The organism is Pseudomonas sp. SWI7 (genome assembly GCF_006351945.1).
Taxonomy (GTDB): domain Bacteria; phylum Pseudomonadota; class Gammaproteobacteria; order Pseudomonadales; family Pseudomonadaceae; genus Aquipseudomonas; species Aquipseudomonas fulva.
This window is the reverse complement of record NZ_CP040930.1, coordinates 2,420,526-2,438,456: the sequence shown is the minus strand read 5'-3', so window position 1 is coordinate 2,438,456 and position 17,931 is coordinate 2,420,526. Positions and strand designations below refer to the sequence as shown.

Sequence of the window (17,931 nt, the reverse complement as noted above, 5' to 3'; positions counted from 1 at the left end):
CACTTTGACCCACAATGGCCAATGAAGGTTCTAGGGCCAGGTCCAAGGCCCTGTATCGTCCGTAACGATGCGCTTGCCAACCGGCCCGCACAGGCAGGCAATCCATCTGTATACTGCCGCTTTCGTTCACTTCAGGCAGATCTCGCGGAGCGTCCATGTCCGGCAATACCTACGGCAAGCTGTTCACTGTCACCACCGCTGGCGAAAGCCATGGCCCGGCGTTGGTCGCCATTGTCGATGGGTGCCCGCCAGGCCTTGAGATCTCTCTCGCCGACCTGCAGCGTGACCTGGACCGGCGCAAGCCCGGCACCAGCCGCCATACCACCCAGCGCCAGGAGCCCGATGAGGTGGAAATCCTCTCGGGCGTGTTCGAAGGGCGCACGACCGGTTGCTCCATTGGCCTGCTGATCCGCAACACCGACCAGAAGTCCAAGGACTATTCGGCCATCAAGGACCTGTTCCGCCCGGCCCATGCCGACTACACCTACCACCACAAATACGGCACCCGCGACTACCGTGGCGGCGGGCGTAGTTCGGCCCGCGAAACGGCCATGCGCGTGGCTGCCGGCGCCATCGCCAAGAAGTACCTGGCCACCCAGGGCATCACCGTGCGTGGCTACATGAGCCAGCTGGGCCCGATCGAAATCCCTTTCAAGACCTGGGACTCGGTGGAGCAGAACGCTTTCTTCAGCCCCGACCCGAGCAAGGTGCCGGAGCTTGAGGCGTACATGGACCAGCTGCGCCGCGATCAGGATTCGGTAGGCGCCAAGATCACCGTGGTGGCCGAGGGCGTGATGCCGGGCCTGGGCGAGCCGATTTTCGATCGCCTGGACGCCGAGCTGGCCCACGCGCTGATGAGCATCAATGCTGTGAAGGGTGTGGAAATCGGCACAGGCTTTGCCAGCGTCGCGCAGCGCGGCACCGAACACCGCGACGAGATGACCCCGCAGGGTTTTCTCAGCAACAACGCGGGCGGCATCCTGGGTGGTATCTCCTCGGGCCAGCCGATCGTTGCCCACCTGGCACTCAAGCCCACCTCCAGCATCACCGTGCCGGGCCGCTCGGTGGACGTCGACGGCAACCCTGTGGACGTGATCACCAAAGGCCGGCATGACCCCTGTGTAGGCATTCGCGCCACCCCGATCGCCGAGGCGATGATGGCCATCGCGCTGATGGATCATCTGTTGCGCCACCGTGCCCAGAACGCCGAGGTGAAGGTGAGCACGCCGGTGCTGGGCCAGCTCTGACCCACCTGGGCCTGTTTTCTCGCGGCGGTGACTCAAGCGGCTGAGTCACCGCCAGCAGGCCCTGCTTTCCAAGGCAACCCCATGCAGCCAATACCCTACTGGCGATTGTCCAGTTTCTACCTCTTCTATTTCGCCTTGCTGGGGTCCACGGCGCCGTTCCTGGCGCTGTACTTCGACCACCTGGGCTTTTCGCCCGCGCGGATCGGCGAACTGGTGGCCATTCCCATGCTGATGCGCTGCATAGCGCCCAACCTGTGGGGCTGGCTAGGGGACCGGACCGGCCAGCGCCTGCTGATCGTGCGGCTTGGGGCGCTGTGCACGCTGGCAACGTTCAGCCTGATCTTCTTCGGCAAGAGCTACGCTTGGCTGGCGATGGTCATGGCCTTGCATGCGTTCTTCTGGCACGCGGTGCTGCCGCAGTTCGAGGTCATTACGCTGGCGCACCTGCACGGCCAGACGTCGCGCTACAGCCAGGTAAGGCTGTGGGGGTCGATCGGGTTCATCCTCACCGTGGTGGGGCTTGGGCGCCTGTTCGAGTGGCTGAGCCTGGACATCTACCCTGTGGCCCTGGTTCTGATCATGGCGGGTATCGTGGCCGCCAGCCTCTGGGTACCCAATGCCCAGCCCGTCGAGCACGGTGAGCGGCAGGCGGCCGGCGGTTTCCTCATGCAGCTGCGTGCGCCTGGGGTCCTGGCGTTCTATGCCTGTGTGGCACTCATGCAACTGAGCCATGGGCCGTACTACACCTTCCTTACGCTGCACTTGGAGCACCTGGGTTACAGCCGAACGGCCATTGGCCTGCTGTGGGCGCTCGGGGTGGTGGCGGAGGTGGTGATGTTCATGCTCATGAGCCGGCTGTTCGCGCGGTTCAGCGTGCGCCGGGTGCTGCTAGCAAGCTTCGTACTGGCCGCGGTGCGCTGGCTGTTGCTGGGTAACCTGGCGGCGGAGCCCAGCGTACTGGTGGGCGCGCAGGTGCTGCATGCGGCCACCTTCGGCTGCTTTCACGCCGCCAGCATCGCCTTCGTACAGGCCAGTTTCGGCGCCAGGCAGCAGGGGCAGGGCCAGGCCCTGTATGCCGCGCTGTCGGGTACCGGCGGCGCCCTGGGCGCGTTGTACGCCGGCTACAGCTGGAACATGCTGGGCCCTGGGCTCACCTTTGGTATGGCCAGCGCCGCAGCACTGGCAGCAGCCGTTATCATGGCCTTTCATTCGCAACCGAACAGGACCTTACGATGAGCATCCTCTGCGTATTCGATCCCTCCACCCCGCAGTTGCCCAACAAGGTGCTGACCCACGCCGAAGACATCACGGCCGCGCTCGCCGAGCATGGGGTGACGCTGACCCAGGCTGAGCACGGGCTGCGGGTGCGTCCGGGCACTTTGCACGATGAGATGATGGAAGCTTGCCAAGCCCATCTGGATCACCTGATGACTACGCACGCCTGCCGGGCATATGCGGTGATCAACCGTGACGGCATCGAGGCGCAAGGCCCTGATCTGCGCGATGAGCATGTGCTCGAGACCAACGAAGTGATCGCTGTGGTGAGCGGACGCGTGCAGGTCGGCTTGCGCCTGGGCGCTGGGGTGTATTCGGTGATGTGTGAGAAGGGCGACCAGTTGCGCGTGCCGGCGGGGACGCGGCGCTGGCTTGAGCTGGGTGAGGCGCCGTTTTGCCTGGCGTTCAGGCTATTTGCAGCGCAAGCGGGGAGTCAGCCGATCTTCACCGGCGATGCGAGCGCGCGAGCGTTTTTGGGGATAGACGAGCTGTAGCATTGCGCCCAAGACATGTGACGCCCGGGTAGGAGCGGCCTTGTGCCGCGATGGGTCGCGTAGCGGCCCCGGCGGTATTAGCTTTTACGCCGAAATCTTGGGGCCGCAGTGCGGCCCATCGCGGCACGAGGCCGCTCCTACCTGGAATGGTCGCTTTCGGGCAGTGAAAGAATCAGCGATACGTCGGCAACGCAAAACGCTGTTGGCTCTGCAGCATCGAAATCACCGGCAGCTCGCTGGCTTGCTCGGCCAGGTCACGGCGGATGGCGCTGATGGCCCAGGACAATTGCTCGGCGCTGTGCAGTTGGGTGTAGGTCAGTACACGGCGGGTAACCTTGCCGTCGGCCGCACGCAGAGTCAGCAAGATGCCGCCGTCAGGACGTGGTTGAGTCGCTACTTGGTAAGCAGGGAACACCGAGACGAATTTTTCCTGGATAAGGTTCATGACTACTCCTGACAAGGTGTGTGGCAATCGATGTCTAGATAGATTGCAGCGACCGTGCCAGAAACAGCGTGTAGAAAAAATCCAATAAAATCAGGGGCTTGGGCTACTTTTGGAGAATGCTTTCCATGCAAGCTGCAAGGTCATGCATTTTGCACAGTGCATTTTGCACGGCGAGCCGATCAACACTATGGGCTCGATAGAAACGGAACCTTTGACGCGCAGGAAGGGCCTGACAAACACTTGGGCAACGATTTCTACCAGGAGGTTCCTTATGTCCACCCAGACTGCGCCCGCTCAGCCTGCTCAAATGTCTACCGATGAAGCGGCGGCCTTCGCCGCACAAGTATTCGACAAGGCCCGTCAAGGCGATGCCCCGATGCTGGAGCGCCTGCTGCAAAGCGGTCTGCCGGTGAACCTGCGTAATCACAAGGGCGACACCCTGCTGATGCTGGCCAGTTACCACGGCCACCATGACGCCGTTCAGGTGCTGCTCAGCCACGGGGCCGATCCGCTGATCGCCAACGACAATGGTCAGTTGCCCATTGCCGGTGCCGCCTTCAAAGGGGACATGGCCATGATCCGCCTATTGCTGGAAAACGGTGTACCGGTCGATGCCGCTGCCCAGGATGGACGCACGGCACTGATGTTGGCCGCCATGTTCAACCGTGTCGAGATCCTCGAGTACCTGCTGGCCCAGGGTGCCAACCCCGCCTTGCAAGATGCCCGTGGTGCCAACGCACTGATGGCAGCCCAGACCATGGGCGCAGTGGACGCCACCGCACGCCTGCAAGCGCTGGCAGGCTAACGGGCAGGGGGCGTTTGCGGCTATCCTTGGCGACTTTGCCATCGCCACAGGCCCCCCCTCATGAAAACTCAGCTGCTCGAATTCATCCGCCTCATCGGTGCAGGCTGCCTGCGCGAAGAAGACATCGAGCGCATTGCCGACGAGGCTGCCCAGGCCTACGCCGACCCCGACGCCTTCCTGGTCGCCAACCCCGACATCAACTACGACGACAGCTTTCCCATCCCACTGGGCGAATGGATAGTGCTCGGCAGCCTGCCCGATACCGTGGTATTCCAGGCCGACACTTATCAGGAGCTGTTCCAGCAGATCAGCGACTCTTTCGACAAGAGCGTGCCGTTCACGCTCAAGCCCAAGCAGCTGGCACGCACCGAACCGCTCGTTGCGCTCAACCGCATCCAGGTGCAGATGGGAGCGCTCAACAAGGAAGCCGGTGGCTACGTACTGCTCGATTTCAGCCAGTTGCTCGATGATGAGTTGCAGATGGTCATGGTGGGCCAGCAGGATCTGGAACGGGTCCAGGCGCTGGCCGCTGAACTCGGCATCAAGGCCGAGCCAGCCCTGGAGGCCCTGAAAATCGCCCTGCACGCCTGACCGTTTCGTACACGGCCGCACACCGGCGCTGTCAGCCCAGTGCGGTGTCCAGGAACATCATCACCGCAAAACCACCCATCAGGCCGAGCGTGGCTGAGGTCTGGTGGCCGTGACGGTGGGTTTCAGGAATGACCTCGTGGCTCACCACGAAGATCATCGCGCCCGCCGCCAGCCCCATGCTGATGGGGTAGGCCACGGCAAAGCCGGTGGAAATGCCCAGGCCGATGATCGCGCCCAAGGGTTCCATCACCCCTGAACCAATCGCCACCAGTGCGGCCTTCAGGTTGGACAGCCCGGTCGCCCGCAGCGCCAGCGCCACGGCCAGGCCCTCCGGGATGTCCTGGATGGCGATGGCGGTAGTCAGTGGCAGGCCGATGTTCATGTCACCGTTGGTGAAGCTCACGCCGATGGCCATGCCCTCGGGCAAGTTGTGCAGGGTAATGGCCAGCACGAACAGCCAGACCCGGCTGAACCGTTCGGTTTCTGGCCCAACCACGCCGACGCGTTCATGTTCGTGGGGTGTGAAACGGTCAAGGCCCAGCATCAGCAGCACGCCCAACCCCATGCCGACGACCACGATCAAAGCCGCACCCGGCCCACTGCCGGTGATTTCCCGCGCCGCGTCCAGACCCGGCAGGATCAGCGAAAACGAACTGGCCGCCAGCATCATGCCGGCAGCGAACCCCAGCATCACGTCCTGGTTACGGCTACTGACATCACGCAAAACCACGGCCAGCACCGCGCCCAGTGCGGTGGCGCCAAACCCGGACAGGCCACCGAGCGCGGCCAGGTGCAGGTTTTCGGAATGATCGCCGTTGACCGCGTTCCACAGGCTTGCACCCAGCAGGATCACGACGGCCACCAGGCTCAGCGCAAGGCCTGCTCCGACCCAGGGGTTGTTGGCTATCTGTTGCCGCCACACGCTGAACGGCGAGGGCGGGGTGGCGCTGTGGCTGTGGGCAGGTGGCATGCAGAACCTCTGATCGAAATGACGATGCATCATAGGCAGTGACCTGCTGGCCAGGCCAAGGATTCCCTTCTATTGAACCGATAGGGGGCTATGCTATGCAGCAATACACTCATCAACTGGAGTACGCGGTATGGGATCGATGTTCAACAGCCTGGTAGGTCTGATCATTCTTGCCCTGGATATCTGGGCCATCATCAACGTCTACAAGAGCGACCGCGAAGTGGGCGTAAAAGTGTTGTGGATTCTCCTGATTGCCCTGCTGCCAGTCGTGGGGCTGGTGATCTGGGCCATCGCCGGGCCGCGCGGCTCGGGCCGGCTTTGAAGTCAGCACAACTACACCCCTGGCGCCACAGGCGCATCCAGGCCGTGACAAAATTTTCACAATGAATTAAACAGAATCCGCACCCGCACAATGCCGCGCTGGTCTTGCGCCAGCGCCTTCTTCGCAAACCGCATTTCTAGGACCTTCCTGTTCATGGCCAACCCGGACGCCTTGAAGCAACGGCGCGCGCGAGCGCCGTTCTCGCCGACCCTCAAATCCCACCTGGCCTATACGCTGCTCAGCGCGCTGGTCATCATGCTGATGCTCAGCCTCGTGCGCCTGGCACTGCTGGTCTACAACAGCGACATGATTGGCGACACGCCAGCGGCCACGGTCGCCGAAGGGTTCGTCAACGGCCTGCGCTTCGACCTTCGGGTGGTGGTGTACATCAGTATACCGCTGCTGCTGGCACTGCTGAGCCCCTGGGCCATGGCCCGCCGGGGTGTGTTCCGGTTCTGGCTGACGCTCACCGCCAGCGTGGTGATGTTCCTGGGCCTGATGGAGCTGGACTTCTATCGCGAGTTCCACCAGCGTCTGAACGGCCTGGTGTTCCAGTACATCAAGGAAGACCCCAAAACCGTCATGAGCATGCTCTGGTACGGCTTCCCAGTGGTGCGCTACCTGCTGGCCTGGGTGTTCGGAACCTGGCTGCTCAGCCTGCTGTTCAAGGGTGTGGACCGGCTGACCCGCGGGATTGGGACCCAGCCGGTGGCTGCCTGGTATTACCGCCTGGCAGTGTTCATGGTGATCCTGCTGGTGGCCGTGATCGCCGCCCGTGGCACCCTGCGTCAGGGCCCGCCCATGCGCTGGGGTGACGCGTTCACCACCGACTCGAACTTCGTCAACCAGTTGGGCCTCAACGGCACCCTGACCCTGATCGACGCCGCCAAGAGCCGCTTTGGCGAGGACCGCGCCAACATCTGGAAGCCGGTGCTGGAGCAGAATCTGGCGACCCAGACCGTACGCCAGCAGCTGCTGACCCCCCATGACACCCTGGTCGATGCCGACGAAGCTGCCGTGCGCCGCGATTTCGTGCCGCCAGCCGAGGGCACCCTGCCCATCAAGAACGTGGTGGTGATCCTGATGGAGAGCTTCGCGGGCCATTCGGTCGGCGCGCTGGGCAGCCCCAACAACATCACCCCTTACTTCGACAAGCTGGCCAAGGAAGGGCTGTTGTTCGACCGTTTCTTCTCCAACGGCACCCACACGCACCAGGGCATGTTCGCCACCATGGCGTGCTTCCCCAACCTGCCAGGCTTCGAGTACCTGATGCAGACCCCGGAGGGCGGTCACAAGCTGTCCGGGCTGCCAGCCTTGCTCAGCGCCCGTGACTACGACGACGTGTACGTCTACAACGGCGATTTCGCCTGGGACAACCAGTCCGGCTTCTTCGGCAACCAGGGCATGACCACCTTCATCGGCCGGCAGGACTTCGTCGACCCGGTGTTCTCTGACCCGACGTGGGGCGTGTCCGACCAGGACATGTTCGACCGCGGCAATCAGGAACTGGCCAAGCACGATGGTAAAAAGCCGATCTATGCCTTGCTCCAGACCCTGTCCAACCACACGCCGTACGCCCTGCCCAAGGACCTGCCGGTAGAGAAGGTGACCGGGCAAGGCCGCCTGGACGAACACCTGACGGCCATGCGCTACTCGGACTGGGCCCTGGGCCAGTTCTTCGAGAAGGCGCGCAAGGAGCCTTACTTCAAGGACACCCTGTTCGTGATTGTGGGTGACCATGGTTTCGGCAACCATCAACAGGTCACCGAACTGGACCTGGGACGGTTCAACGTACCGCTGCTGCTGATCGCTCCAGGCATCCAGGAGAAGTTCGGTGCGGTCAACCACACCGTGGGCACCCAGGTCGATATCGTACCGACCATCATGGGTCGCCTGGGCGGCCAGACGCGCCATCAGTGCTGGGGGCGCGACTTGCTCAACCTGCCTGAGGGCGACCCAGGCATCGGCATGATCAAGCCTTCGGGCAGCGAGCAGATCGTGGGCCTGGTGCAGGGCGACCGTATCCTGATCGAGTCCAAGGACATGACCCCGCGCCTGTACCGCTATCAGTTGGGTCGCGAGTTCAAGGCCGAGCTCATCGAAAGCCCGGACCAGCCGCAGTTGCTCAAGCAGCTCGAAGCCTATATTCAGACGGCCACCAAGAGCTTGCTGGACAACACGGCAGGGGTAGTGCACGGCACGCCGAAGTAACCGTGTCCACATCCCCGACCAGGGCCGCTCCCGGGCGGCCCTGGTCGGGGGTGTTCAACTTTCTGAACATTCCCCAAGGGCCAAGGTCAGTTATTCAGGCATCGCGTAAGGTGTCGTTTGATTGAGAGGGCTCGTTCGATGAAAGAGTGGGAAGTCATCTTTGCCGACCAGAAAGGCGCACCGACCTCGATCGTGCTGCAGGCAGAACATCGCCCCAGCGAGGAAGACGCCGCCCGTGCCATCCGCACGCGGTTGTTCCCGGTCATGGATGAGCTGGACCTCAACGATTTTCAGGATCGCGCGGTTTCCCCCACGGCGCGCTGGCTGAAAGAACACAGCGGCGTCACCATCACCAGCATTGAAGAGGCGCCCTGATTCACGGTTTGCGTAGCGTCCGCCTGGGCACTACGCTGCATGAAGGTGCCCGCCGGCTGCGCAGGCGGCACCGTTCCCACCCGCGTCTTGTATCAGCTCGAACTGCCCGACGATTTGGGGCAGGTGCCCGTGCACGGAAAGTCTATCCACTGCGTTATTCAGGAGGACGATTCATGAGCAGCCAACACGACGATATCAGCAGCAACGTCCTGCGCCAGATGAAGGCAGGCGGTTTCGATTTCACCCAGATTCACCCTATCGAGTTCTATGCCGTTTTCCCGGATGAAGCCGCTGCGCGTCGCGCAGCCGGGGAGTTTCGTGGCGAATCGCTCAACGCTCAGGTGACCGAGCTCGATGACGGTGCCTGGCACCTGGAACTCAGTAAAATCATGTTCGCCACCCACGGTGGCATTGGCGATTTCGAGGAGGCCTTCGAGCAGGTGGTCACGCCTTATGGCGGCGAAGTGGAGGGGTGGGGGGTCAAGCACGAGCGCCTCACGGCCTAGGCCATTGGGCCGTCCTGCGGCCCAATTTTCTCAGGATTTGCGCGTGGCCATGTGCCGCAGATACGCCAGCAGCGCATCGAGTTCCTTATCACTCAGCACACTTGGGGCAAAGCCCGGCATTTTCGCCTGGGGCCATTGCCGCAAGCTTTGTGGGTCCCGAATCAGCCTGCGCAGGTAACCTGGCTGGAAGTACTCGGTCGGGTTATGCGGCACGTTCAGATCAGGTCCTACCTGAGCATCCCCTGCACCGTTAAGGCGATGGCAGGCCAGGCAGTTTTGCTGGAACAGTGCAAAGCCTTGTCGCACGGGACTGCCGCTGGGCAGCTTCGGGTCCGGCAGCAACGCCGGAAACCGCTGCTCGACAGGCGCCAGCTTACGGATCGTGGAAATCTGAAAGGGCCATTGTTCGGGGCGAATGCCGCTTGCTTGCGGCGCGGTCCACACGAGGTAGAACGGCCCTGCACTCGGTTTGCCCTTGCTTAGGGGCGGCCATGGGTCGCCCGGGTCTTCAACGGCTAGCCAGGCCTGCGCCGGGCCGGATTGAAGCAAAGGGCCAGCGGGCATTTCTGCCGCAAAGCCATCGGCTGCAATGGCCTGCAGATGGTCTTCTGGCCCCACACCGTCCAGCAGCACCGCCAGGGGCACTGCGCGATAGCGCATGGGGCGCTTATAGGAAACGTCCTCGCTGATATCTACCGCTTTGGCCTGGGAATGCGCGAGCAGCTGTTCGCTGTTCCACTGTGTTTGGCCAGTGCCCAGTTCAAGGTGCAGTTGGGCCGCCGACAGCGGCAGGCATGACAACAGGGCTGCCAAGGCAATGCATGGGCGCATGGGATACTCCGGCCATCAGGGGCCAGCAGGTTACCGCTATGCAGCCTGCTCCCGCTACCACTGGCCTTAACCGAACACCCGTGTCAGGTTCGGCAGTATCAGCAACAGCGTGGTCGCGAAAAGAATGAGCCCAGCTTGGCGAAGTTTCGATTGTCTGAACATGGCGGACCGCCTTCTTGTTGTTATTCCTCAATACCCGTTGGCTTCCTTGTCACACGTCGGGTCGATCGCAATGGCCCCTACCGGCACCTGTACCGCTTGCCTCATGAATGTGGACATACCTGCAACATTAGGGTGTACACGATTCAGGCTTGAGAACCCTTTGTTCTAACTACCAACGCCTATAAAGCATTTCGATTTAAAGCATCAAGCCATCGCGCTGATAGGCTTCAGCTAGACAGGCTCGCTGTTTTTGTACTGCCTCTACCCTGCGTGCACCGTTCGTCTGCGCGACCCTCTTGCTTGTACGTGCCTTTCGCGTCACGCTCTATAGCTGTTTTCCATCCATGTCGTTCAGGACTATCCCTATGTCGTTACGCATCTGCATCCTTGAAACCGATGTTCTGCGACCGGAATTGACGGCGCAGTACGAAGGCTACGGCAGGATGTTCGAGCAGCTCTTCGCCCGTCAGCCGATCACAGCACAGTTCAGCGTCTATAACGTCATGAACGGTGAATATCCGGCAGAGGATCTCACGTTCGATGCTTACCTTGTGACGGGCAGCAAAGCCGATTCGTTCGGTTCCGATCCTTGGATCCAGACGCTCAAGGCTTACCTGCTCAAGCTGTATGACCAGGGTGAGAAACTGCTGGGCGTGTGTTTCGGTCACCAGTTGCTGGCACTGACCCTGGGTGGCAAGGCGGAGCGGGCCGAGCAGGGCTGGGGCGTCGGCGTGCACCGTTATTCACTGTCTGCACGGGCACCCTGGATGCAACCTCAGGTGTCTGAGCTGACCTTGCTGATCAGTCACCAGGACCAGGTGACCGAATTGCCCAAAGGCGCCACGGTCATCGCATCCAGTGATTTCTGCCCCAATGCGGCGTATTGCATCGGCGATCAGGTACTGTGTTTCCAAGGTCACCCAGAGTTCGTGCATGACTACTCCCGGGCCCTGCTCGACGCTCGACAGGCGCATCTGGGCGATGAGGTCTACCACAAGGCCGTCGCCAGCCTCGCCACCGAACATCAGGGTGACGTGGTAGGCGAGTGGATGTTGCGCTTCATCCAGCAACCGGCCAGCAAGCACAACGCGGCCTGACAGGGCAGGGGGCGCCGGGTGCCCCTTGCTTGGTTACAACCAGCCGGATTTCTTGAAGCTGGCGAACAGCCCTGTGCATCCGGCCGCAATCACCCCCAGCACCACGTAATAGCCGTAGTGCCAGCTCAGCTCCGGCATGTTCTGGAAGTTCATGCCGTAGATGCCGGCAATGGCAGTGGGGAAGGCCAGAATGGCCGCCCAGGCGGCGAACTTGCGCTGCACGATGCTCTGGCGAGACGCTTCGAGCAGCATGCCGATCTCGATGGTCTGGCTGGCAATGTCGCGAATCCCGGCCAGGTCTTCCATCTGCCGGGTGACGTGGATCTGGACGTCGCGAAAGTAGGGGCGCATGTTCTTGTCGATGAAGGGAAAGCTCAGGCGCTGCAATTCCTCGCTCACTTCCACCATGGGCGCCACGTAGCGGCGCAAGCGCAGCAGATCGCGTCGCAGGCTGTGCAGGCGACGGATGTCGGCTTCGAGCAAGGATCCGCCGAGCACGCTCTGCTCCAGCGCTTCGATCTCCCCATGAATCGCCTCGCTGACGGGCTGGTAGTTTTCGGTAACGAAATCCAGCAGCGCATACAACACGAAGTCCTCGCCGTGTTCGAGCAGCAGCGGCCGCGCTTCGCAGCGTTGGCGCACCAGGGCATAGGATTTGGAATGGCCATTGCGACAGGTGATCACGTAGCCATTGCCGGCGAAGATGTGGGTTTCGATGAACTCCAGCCGCCCCTGCTGGCGTACCGGTGAATAGGTGACGATAAACAAGGCGTCGCCGAAGGTTTCCAGCTTCGGCCGGCTGTGTTTCTCCAGAGCGTCTTCGATGGCCAGTTCGTGAAGGTTGAACTGGCGTTGCAGGTTGGCCAGCGCTTCGGCGTCGGGCTCCTCCAGCCCGATCCAGACGAAGTGGCCTGGCTTGCGTGCCCATTCGCTGCCTTCATCGATACTGATGTTGGTGACCTTCCTACCGGCGCTGTACACCGCCGCTGCCACGACTCGCCCCATGATTGCCCGCTTTTTTGTGGTTGAACACGGCCTACAGCTTGGGCTGTAGTGGGCGGGAGAGCAACGGGTCAGGGCAGTTCGTGTTCCATCCGGTCGATGCACTGCTGCATGTGGGTGCGGCACTGCTCGATCAGCGCAGGCAGGTCCTGTTGCGTCATGCCGGTGGTGGCGATGGGAGGCAAGGAGCGTACGATCACCGTCCGGCGCCGCCAGCTGTTGAGGTTCAGCCGGTGGGCATAGCGGCTCACGCACACGGGCACGATGGGTACCCCGGCCTCGATGGCCATGTGGAATGCGCCTTTCTTGAACGCCAATAGCTGTTCACTGGCGTTACGCGTGCCTTCAGGGAATATCCAGATGGAGGTGTCGTTCTGCAGGACGCGGGTGGTCTTTTGCAGCGCCTTGCGGGCCTGGTAGGCGTTCTTGCGGTCGACCAGCACGTTGCCGCCCAGCCAGAACAACTGCCCGAACAGCGGAATCCAGCCCAGGCTCTTCTTGCCGATGGCCACGGTGCGTTGCGGGACCACCTGGCCCAGGACGAACAGGTCGAAGTTGGATTGGTGGTTGGCGATGATGACGCAGCCCGGTGGCTGGTCCCACAAAGGCCCCACCTGCTTCTGGACCTTCAGGCCCATGAGCCAGGTAGCCGGCACGCTGTAGAGCCGGGCGAACACGCGGCTGTTGTCGGGGTTGAACGGGCGGCACAGGCCAATGATCAGCCCCACGGCGCCGACGGCGAGAAAATGCAGCGCCAGCAGGAACATGCGAAGAACGTAAAGCATGGTACGACTCACACCAGACAGTCGCCCGGCAGTGTACGACTGTGCACTGGCCGGGGCAAACCCTGGTGGAGGCGCTCTGGTCGATCTGTGCAGGTGGTGAGGTCACCCCATGTGTTGCTGGTCCAGCTCGATAGCCTTGTCCAGGGCTTCGAGCAGGCCCTTGCGGACCTTGAGCTTGGTGTTCTTGTGGGCCAGCATGTTCAGCTGCTTGAGCGCTTGCGCTGTAGCCAAGGCGGTCTCCATCAGTTGCTCGGCGGGCACCACCTTGTCCAGAAAGCCTGCATCCACCGCCCCCTGGGGGTCGAACACTTCGGCGTTGATCACCGAGCGGTGGAAGGCCGAGCGGCGCAGACGGTCACGGGCCAGTTCGATCCCGGCATGGTGCATGGTCATGCCGATCTGCACTTCGTTCAGGCACACCTTGTACGGGCCTTCGACGCCAATGCGGTAGTCGGCCGACAGCAGCAGGAACGCCCCTTTGGCTACGGCGTTGCCTGGGCAGGCCACCACCACTGGAAACGGATGCGACAGCAGGCGGCGCGCCAGGGTGGAGCCTGCGGTGACCAGCGCTATGGCCTCTTTGGGGCCGCGGGTCATGACCTTCAGGTCGTAGCCGCCCGACAGAATGCCCGGCTGCCCGGTGATGATCACCACTGCCCGGGCCTCGAGGGCGCGATCGAGCGCGGCATTGAACGCGTCGATGACGTCCGGCGAGATGGCATTGACCTTGCCGTTGTTCAGGGTCAGGGTGGCGATGCCGTCTTCGGCATGGTAGGTGATCAGCTCGCTCATGGCAGAGTCCTTTTGTTGGCGTGGCGCCGACGTTACCCAGCAGCGCAGGCCAGGTAAAGCAGCAAGGCTGACTGGCCAGTCAGGCGCTGCCGACGGCGAGATGCAAATGCATGAAAAAACTGAAAAAAATGCTTGCCAAAGGAAACGTCTTTCACTAAATTAGCGCACCTCGACAGGCCATACGGCTTGAAGAGAAACGGTGAAGTGTCCGAGTGGTCGAAGGAGCACGCCTGGAAAGTGTGTATACGAGAAATCGTATCAAGGGTTCAAATCCCTTCTTCACCGCCACATTCTACGAAGAGCCCCTGTGCTGCAAAGCATGGGGGCTTTTTGTTTTTGGGGTGTTTATTGATGGCGCTGCCGACGGTGTGTGAGGCACGGGCTGCAGCTTTGCAGCGGTAATCGCCGGGGCCGCGCCGCGGCCCCGGCGATTCCTGCTGCGAAGCGAGTAATCTCAGCCACTACAACTCAAAAACTCACCGAAGCCGACAACCGTGCCGTACGCGGTGCCCCCTGGAACAGGTAGTTATCCCCCAGATAATCCCCCACATCCCGCCAATAACGCTTGTCGAAGACGTTGTCCACTGTCAGCCGCAGCGCCGTGTCATACCCCCCGACGCGCGTCTGGTAGCGCCCGCCCAGGTCGAACACGGTATACCCACCCACCGCCACGTTGCCGGCATGATCAGCGTACTTGCGGGCGCTGTAGCGTACCCCGCCCAGTATCGCCAGCCCTGGCACCGGCAGGGTGTACTGCGCCTGCAGGGCTGCCCGGAACCTTGGCACGTTGATGGCCTGGTGCCCCTCACGCTCAGCCGTACCACTGCCGACCACCCGCGCATGAATGGCGGCCGCGCTGGCCTGCAACTGTAAGTTGGAGGTCACCCAACCGCTGGCCCCGAGTTCCAGCCCCGTGTTTTTCTGCTGGCCTTGCTGCACATAGGTGAAAGCGCCGTCGCCGTCAGGGCGGGCGTACTGGTACGCCTGACGAATCTGGAACAACGCAGCGCTCACGCTCAGCGCCTCCCAGTCATGCTTGAGGCCCACTTCCAGCTGGTGCGAGAGGGTGGGCGCAAGGATCTGCGCAGCGTTACGGGCAAACCACGGTGCAGTGCCGCCCGCCGAAAGGCCTTTGGCGTAACTGGCGTAGAGCGTCGTGTCTGGTGCAGGTTTGAAGACCAGCGCCGCGTTGGGCAGCAGTTGATACTGGCGAGTGTGCCGCCCGGCGGTGCCGGTTTCATCCCAGGTGCGTTCATCCAGGCGCACTTCCCGGGCGCCGACGATGGCTTGCCAGTGTTCACTGAACGTCACCCGATCAGTGACGAAGAGCCCATACTGGCGGCTATCCAGACGCCTTTCGCGAGCGCCGACGGGTTGGTCCGAGGGGGCAAGGTCGGGCGCGGCTTCATCCAGGTTGCCGGTGCCGAGCCACGCGTTGTAGTACGGACGCTGGTCCAAGGTGCGGCGCTGGACGCTGGTGCCCAGGGTCAACGCGTGGCCCACGCCCAGCGCATCGAAGCGCCCATCGAGCGTGGCCTGCGCCTCGTCGATACGCCGGGTATCGTCGGGGCTGCGAAAATCATAGATGTCGTAGTCGCCGGTGCTGCTGAAGAAGGCGCCTTCCCCAGAGCCCCAGGCAAAGGCACTGTAGTCGTCGATCACCGCCTGGCTGCGTGAGGCGCTGACCGTGCCTGTCCAGGCCTCGCTGAAGCGGTACTCCAGGCGCCCGCCCAGGTTGAGCGAATCGTTCTGCACAGGCTTGGCCCACTGCTGGTAGGCAAGGTGGTTCTCAGGGTCTACGTCGTGGGGCAGGCGCGTGCCGCCCAGCAACTGGTAACCCGGTACCGAGCGCTGCTGGCGGTGCTGGTAGTCGGCGTCCAACTGAAAGGTGGCGTTCGGGCTGATCTGCCAGTCGAAGGCCAGCGCCGCGAAATCACGCTGGCCGTCGGCATGCGCGACATAGGAGCGAATGTCCTCATGCGCCAGGTTCACCCGCAGGCCGAACTGCTGCTGGTCGCCGAACCAGCCGCCGACGTCGGTGGCCAGGTAACGTTCGCCCTGCGCGTTGGTGGACAACGTGACCCGGCGCACAGGCTCGGCCCGCTTGGTCACATAGTTGACCAGGCCCCCGGGCGCCGACACGCCGCTTTGCAGCCCCGACAAACCCTTGAGCAGTTCCACCTGCTGCTTGTTCTCCAGGGCCACGTTCTGCTCACCGACCATGGTATGCCCGTTGAGGCGATAGCTGCTGGCGGCATTGAGCTCGAAGCCGCGCACGTTGAAGTTTTCGTAGTAGCCGACCGGTGCGTAGCTTTCCCCCACCGAAGCGTCGCCTTGCAGCACTTCGCTGAGCAGGCGCACCTGCCGATCCTCCAGCAAAGGCTGGCTGAAAACGCTGATCGATGCCGGGGTGTCAAGCAGGGGGGCAGCCTGAAAGCTGCCTACGGCAGCCTCACGTGCCTGGTAGCCGTCGTTGCCGTAGGTATCAGACACCTCAAGCGGGTCCAGTTGCACCCCGTGGTCTGCGAACACCGCAGGGCATTGCAAGGCCAGGCCCAGGCTTAGCAGGCGAAAGGGCAGGCGAGGGTGACGCGGGGGCATGCGTGGGGCTCCTGAAGGCGCGGCACAGGCCGTGAAAAAGGCCGCATAGTATCAGTCGCTTCAGGTATTGGGCGCGGACAAAAGCCCGGGAGCCCCGACTTGGGGGCTGCGCACCACGCAGCCCCCGTAGGCACGGCTATTGGCGCACCAAGGCTTCGGGTTTGGCTTTACGCGCTGCCACCCACCACACTACCAATGCCAGCGCGCCAATCACCAGGCCTGCCACCACGATCCCTGGCCAGCCCTGGCGCTGGAACAGTTGCGTGCCCAACAGTGACCCCAAGGCGCCACCGATGAAATAGCACGTGATATAGCCCGCATTGAGTCGGGTGCGCGCTTCGGGGCGCAGCGCGATGACCGCGTTCTGGTTGCTCACATGCACCAGTTGCACGGCTAGGTCGAGCATCAGCACGCCCAGCAGCAGGGCCAGCAAGGACTGCTCGGCAAAGCCCAGCGGCACCCAGGACAGCAGCAAGACCACCAGCCCCACCGTGGTCCCCAGCGAGCCTTTGCCATGGTCAGCCAGCCGACCGGCCCAGTTGGCCGAAAGCGCCCCGGCCGCACCTGCCAGGCCGAACAGGCCGATCACCGCATCGGAGTAATGATACGGCTCGTTGGCCAGCAGAAATGCCAAGGGCGTCCAGAACAGTGCGAACAGGCTGAACGCCAACAGGCCGAGCAGCGAGCGCAGGCGTAGCACCGGCTCTTCGATGAACAGGCGGAACACGGAGCCAATCAGGGCGGGATAGCGCAGGCCTGCATGGCTGTGATGCTCCGGCAGGCTACGATGCAGCGCCAGGGCCGTGATCGCCATCAGCACCGCGGCCAGCACGTAGATGCTGCGCCAGCCGCCCAGTTCGGCCATGAAGCCTGCGGCCGTGCGCGCCAGCAAAATGCCCAGCAGCAGGCCGCTCATCAGGGTGCCGATGGCACGGCCCCGTTGATTGGGCTCGCTCAATGAGGCGGCCATGGGCACCAAAATCTGCGCCACGACGGAGAACGGCCCAGTCAATGTGGTGCCGAGTATCAACCAGGGCAGGCTGGGGGCACAGGCACTGATGACGAGGCCAAGCGTGGCGATCACGGTCATCACGGTGATCAGCCGGCGTTGTTCGAACAGGTCGCCCAGCGGTGCCAGCAGCAACAGGCCGGCCCCGTAGCTCAGTTGCGCGGCAATCACGATGCTGCCGGCGCTGGCGGTGCTCAAGCCGAACTGCTGGGCGATGCTGTGCAGCAGCGGTTGAGCGTAGTAATTGCTGGCCACGGCCAGGCCAGTGGCCGTGGCCATCAGCAGAATCAGGGCACGGCTGAGGGTTGGGGTGTGCATGGTGGTTCTCGTGACGGGCAGTGAAGTAGGGAAGATTATCGACGCCCTCGACGCATGACACCAATGTATAGTTCTCACGCCATCCATCTTGAA

General features: G+C 62.6%; 18 protein-coding genes and 1 tRNA gene. 11 read left to right on the top strand and 8 right to left on the bottom strand.

The features are described from left to right. Nucleotides 1–155: 155 nt before the first annotated feature. From aroC to FH041_RS11185, 3 genes are all read left to right on the top strand, one after another. Nucleotides 156–1,247 carry a chorismate synthase gene (aroC, locus tag FH041_RS11195; RefSeq protein WP_028687835.1) on the top strand — a complete coding sequence of 364 codons (1,092 nt, stop codon included), beginning with the start codon at nt 156–158 and terminating at the stop codon, nt 1,245–1,247. Nucleotides 1,248–1,328: 81 nt separating this feature from the next. Continuing rightward, nucleotides 1,329–2,483: an MFS transporter gene (locus FH041_RS11190; protein ID WP_028687836.1), complete on the top strand. Its 1,155-nt coding sequence runs from the start codon at nt 1,329–1,331 to the stop codon at nt 2,481–2,483. Next, the gene (locus FH041_RS11185) at nt 2,480–3,016 is read left to right on the top strand and encodes an oxidase (protein WP_028687837.1); all 537 of its coding nucleotides are present in this window, start codon (nt 2,480–2,482) and stop codon (nt 3,014–3,016) included. The genes FH041_RS11190 and FH041_RS11185 overlap by 4 nt, the downstream gene beginning before the upstream one ends. A gap of 172 nt (nt 3,017–3,188) precedes the next feature. Here the strand turns inward: FH041_RS11185 and FH041_RS11180 are convergent, their stop codons facing one another. Further along, nucleotides 3,189–3,461 (bottom strand): DUF3509 domain-containing protein, encoded by a 273-nt coding sequence (locus tag FH041_RS11180; RefSeq protein ID WP_023535336.1) that lies wholly within the window; start codon nt 3,459–3,461, stop codon nt 3,189–3,191. 271 nt (nt 3,462–3,732) lie between these two features. Between FH041_RS11180 and FH041_RS11175 the strand changes: the two genes are divergently transcribed. Both FH041_RS11175 and FH041_RS11170 read left to right on the top strand, forming a co-directional pair. After that, nucleotides 3,733–4,266: an ankyrin repeat domain-containing protein gene (locus tag FH041_RS11175; protein WP_028687838.1), complete on the top strand. Its 534-nt coding sequence runs from the start codon at nt 3,733–3,735 to the stop codon at nt 4,264–4,266. A gap of 60 nt (nt 4,267–4,326) precedes the next feature. After that, a complete protein-coding gene (locus FH041_RS11170) occupies nt 4,327–4,857 on the top strand; it encodes a hypothetical protein (RefSeq protein ID WP_104925940.1) in 531 nt (176 codons plus the stop codon). Nucleotides 4,858–4,888: 31 nt separating this feature from the next. On the opposite strand, the gene FH041_RS11165 is transcribed toward FH041_RS11170, so the two are convergent. Next, nucleotides 4,889–5,827 carry a ZIP family metal transporter gene (locus tag FH041_RS11165; RefSeq protein WP_027914306.1) on the bottom strand — a complete coding sequence of 313 codons (939 nt, stop codon included), beginning with the start codon at nt 5,825–5,827 and terminating at the stop codon, nt 4,889–4,891. A 130-nt stretch (nt 5,828–5,957) separates the two neighbouring features. On the opposite strand from FH041_RS11165, the gene FH041_RS11160 reads away from it, so the two are divergent. From FH041_RS11160 to FH041_RS11145, 4 genes are all read left to right on the top strand, one after another. Next, nucleotides 5,958–6,149, top strand: a complete 192-nt coding sequence (locus tag FH041_RS11160; RefSeq protein ID WP_027914307.1) for a PLDc N-terminal domain-containing protein — start codon at nt 5,958–5,960, stop codon at nt 6,147–6,149. A 153-nt stretch (nt 6,150–6,302) separates the two neighbouring features. Continuing rightward, nucleotides 6,303–8,360, top strand: coding sequence for an LTA synthase family protein (locus tag FH041_RS11155; RefSeq protein WP_023535377.1), 2,058 nt, complete (start codon nt 6,303–6,305; stop codon nt 8,358–8,360). A 138-nt stretch (nt 8,361–8,498) separates the two neighbouring features. Further along, the gene (locus tag FH041_RS11150) at nt 8,499–8,735 is read left to right on the top strand and encodes a hypothetical protein (protein WP_023535304.1); all 237 of its coding nucleotides are present in this window, start codon (nt 8,499–8,501) and stop codon (nt 8,733–8,735) included. A 173-nt stretch (nt 8,736–8,908) separates the two neighbouring features. Next, a complete protein-coding gene (locus FH041_RS11145) occupies nt 8,909–9,241 on the top strand; it encodes a ribonuclease E inhibitor RraB (protein WP_023535326.1) in 333 nt (110 codons plus the stop codon). A 30-nt stretch (nt 9,242–9,271) separates the two neighbouring features. Here the strand turns inward: FH041_RS11145 and FH041_RS11140 are convergent, their stop codons facing one another. Then, the gene (locus FH041_RS11140) at nt 9,272–10,072 is read right to left on the bottom strand and encodes a cytochrome c (RefSeq protein ID WP_028687840.1); all 801 of its coding nucleotides are present in this window, start codon (nt 10,070–10,072) and stop codon (nt 9,272–9,274) included. Between the two features lie 527 nt (nt 10,073–10,599). Between FH041_RS11140 and FH041_RS11135 the strand changes: the two genes are divergently transcribed. Then, nucleotides 10,600–11,331: an amidotransferase gene (locus FH041_RS11135; RefSeq protein WP_104925941.1), complete on the top strand. Its 732-nt coding sequence runs from the start codon at nt 10,600–10,602 to the stop codon at nt 11,329–11,331. 33 nt (nt 11,332–11,364) lie between these two features. Here the strand turns inward: FH041_RS11135 and FH041_RS11130 are convergent, their stop codons facing one another. From FH041_RS11130 to FH041_RS11120, 3 genes are all read right to left on the bottom strand, one after another. Beyond that, nucleotides 11,365–12,336, bottom strand: coding sequence for a magnesium and cobalt transport protein CorA (locus tag FH041_RS11130; protein ID WP_023535321.1), 972 nt, complete (start codon nt 12,334–12,336; stop codon nt 11,365–11,367). A gap of 68 nt (nt 12,337–12,404) precedes the next feature. Continuing rightward, on the bottom strand, nt 12,405–13,118 hold the full coding sequence (locus tag FH041_RS11125; protein WP_027914310.1) for a 1-acyl-sn-glycerol-3-phosphate acyltransferase: 714 nt from the start codon (nt 13,116–13,118) through the stop codon (nt 12,405–12,407). A gap of 102 nt (nt 13,119–13,220) precedes the next feature. Beyond that, the gene (locus FH041_RS11120) at nt 13,221–13,910 is read right to left on the bottom strand and encodes a crotonase/enoyl-CoA hydratase family protein (protein ID WP_027914311.1); all 690 of its coding nucleotides are present in this window, start codon (nt 13,908–13,910) and stop codon (nt 13,221–13,223) included. 198 nt (nt 13,911–14,108) lie between these two features. Between FH041_RS11120 and FH041_RS11115 the strand changes: the two genes are divergently transcribed. Next, a tRNA-Ser gene (locus tag FH041_RS11115) sits at nt 14,109–14,198 on the top strand. Between the two features lie 180 nt (nt 14,199–14,378). Here FH041_RS11115 and FH041_RS11110 read toward each other — a convergent pair. Beyond that, entirely contained in the window at nt 14,379–16,511 is a 2,133-nt protein-coding gene (locus FH041_RS11110; protein WP_140174572.1) for a TonB-dependent siderophore receptor, read from the bottom strand. A 136-nt stretch (nt 16,512–16,647) separates the two neighbouring features. Then, a complete protein-coding gene (locus FH041_RS11105; protein WP_140174570.1) occupies nt 16,648–17,838 on the bottom strand; it encodes an MFS transporter in 1,191 nt (396 codons plus the stop codon). Between the last annotated feature and the right edge of the window lie 93 nt (nt 17,839–17,931).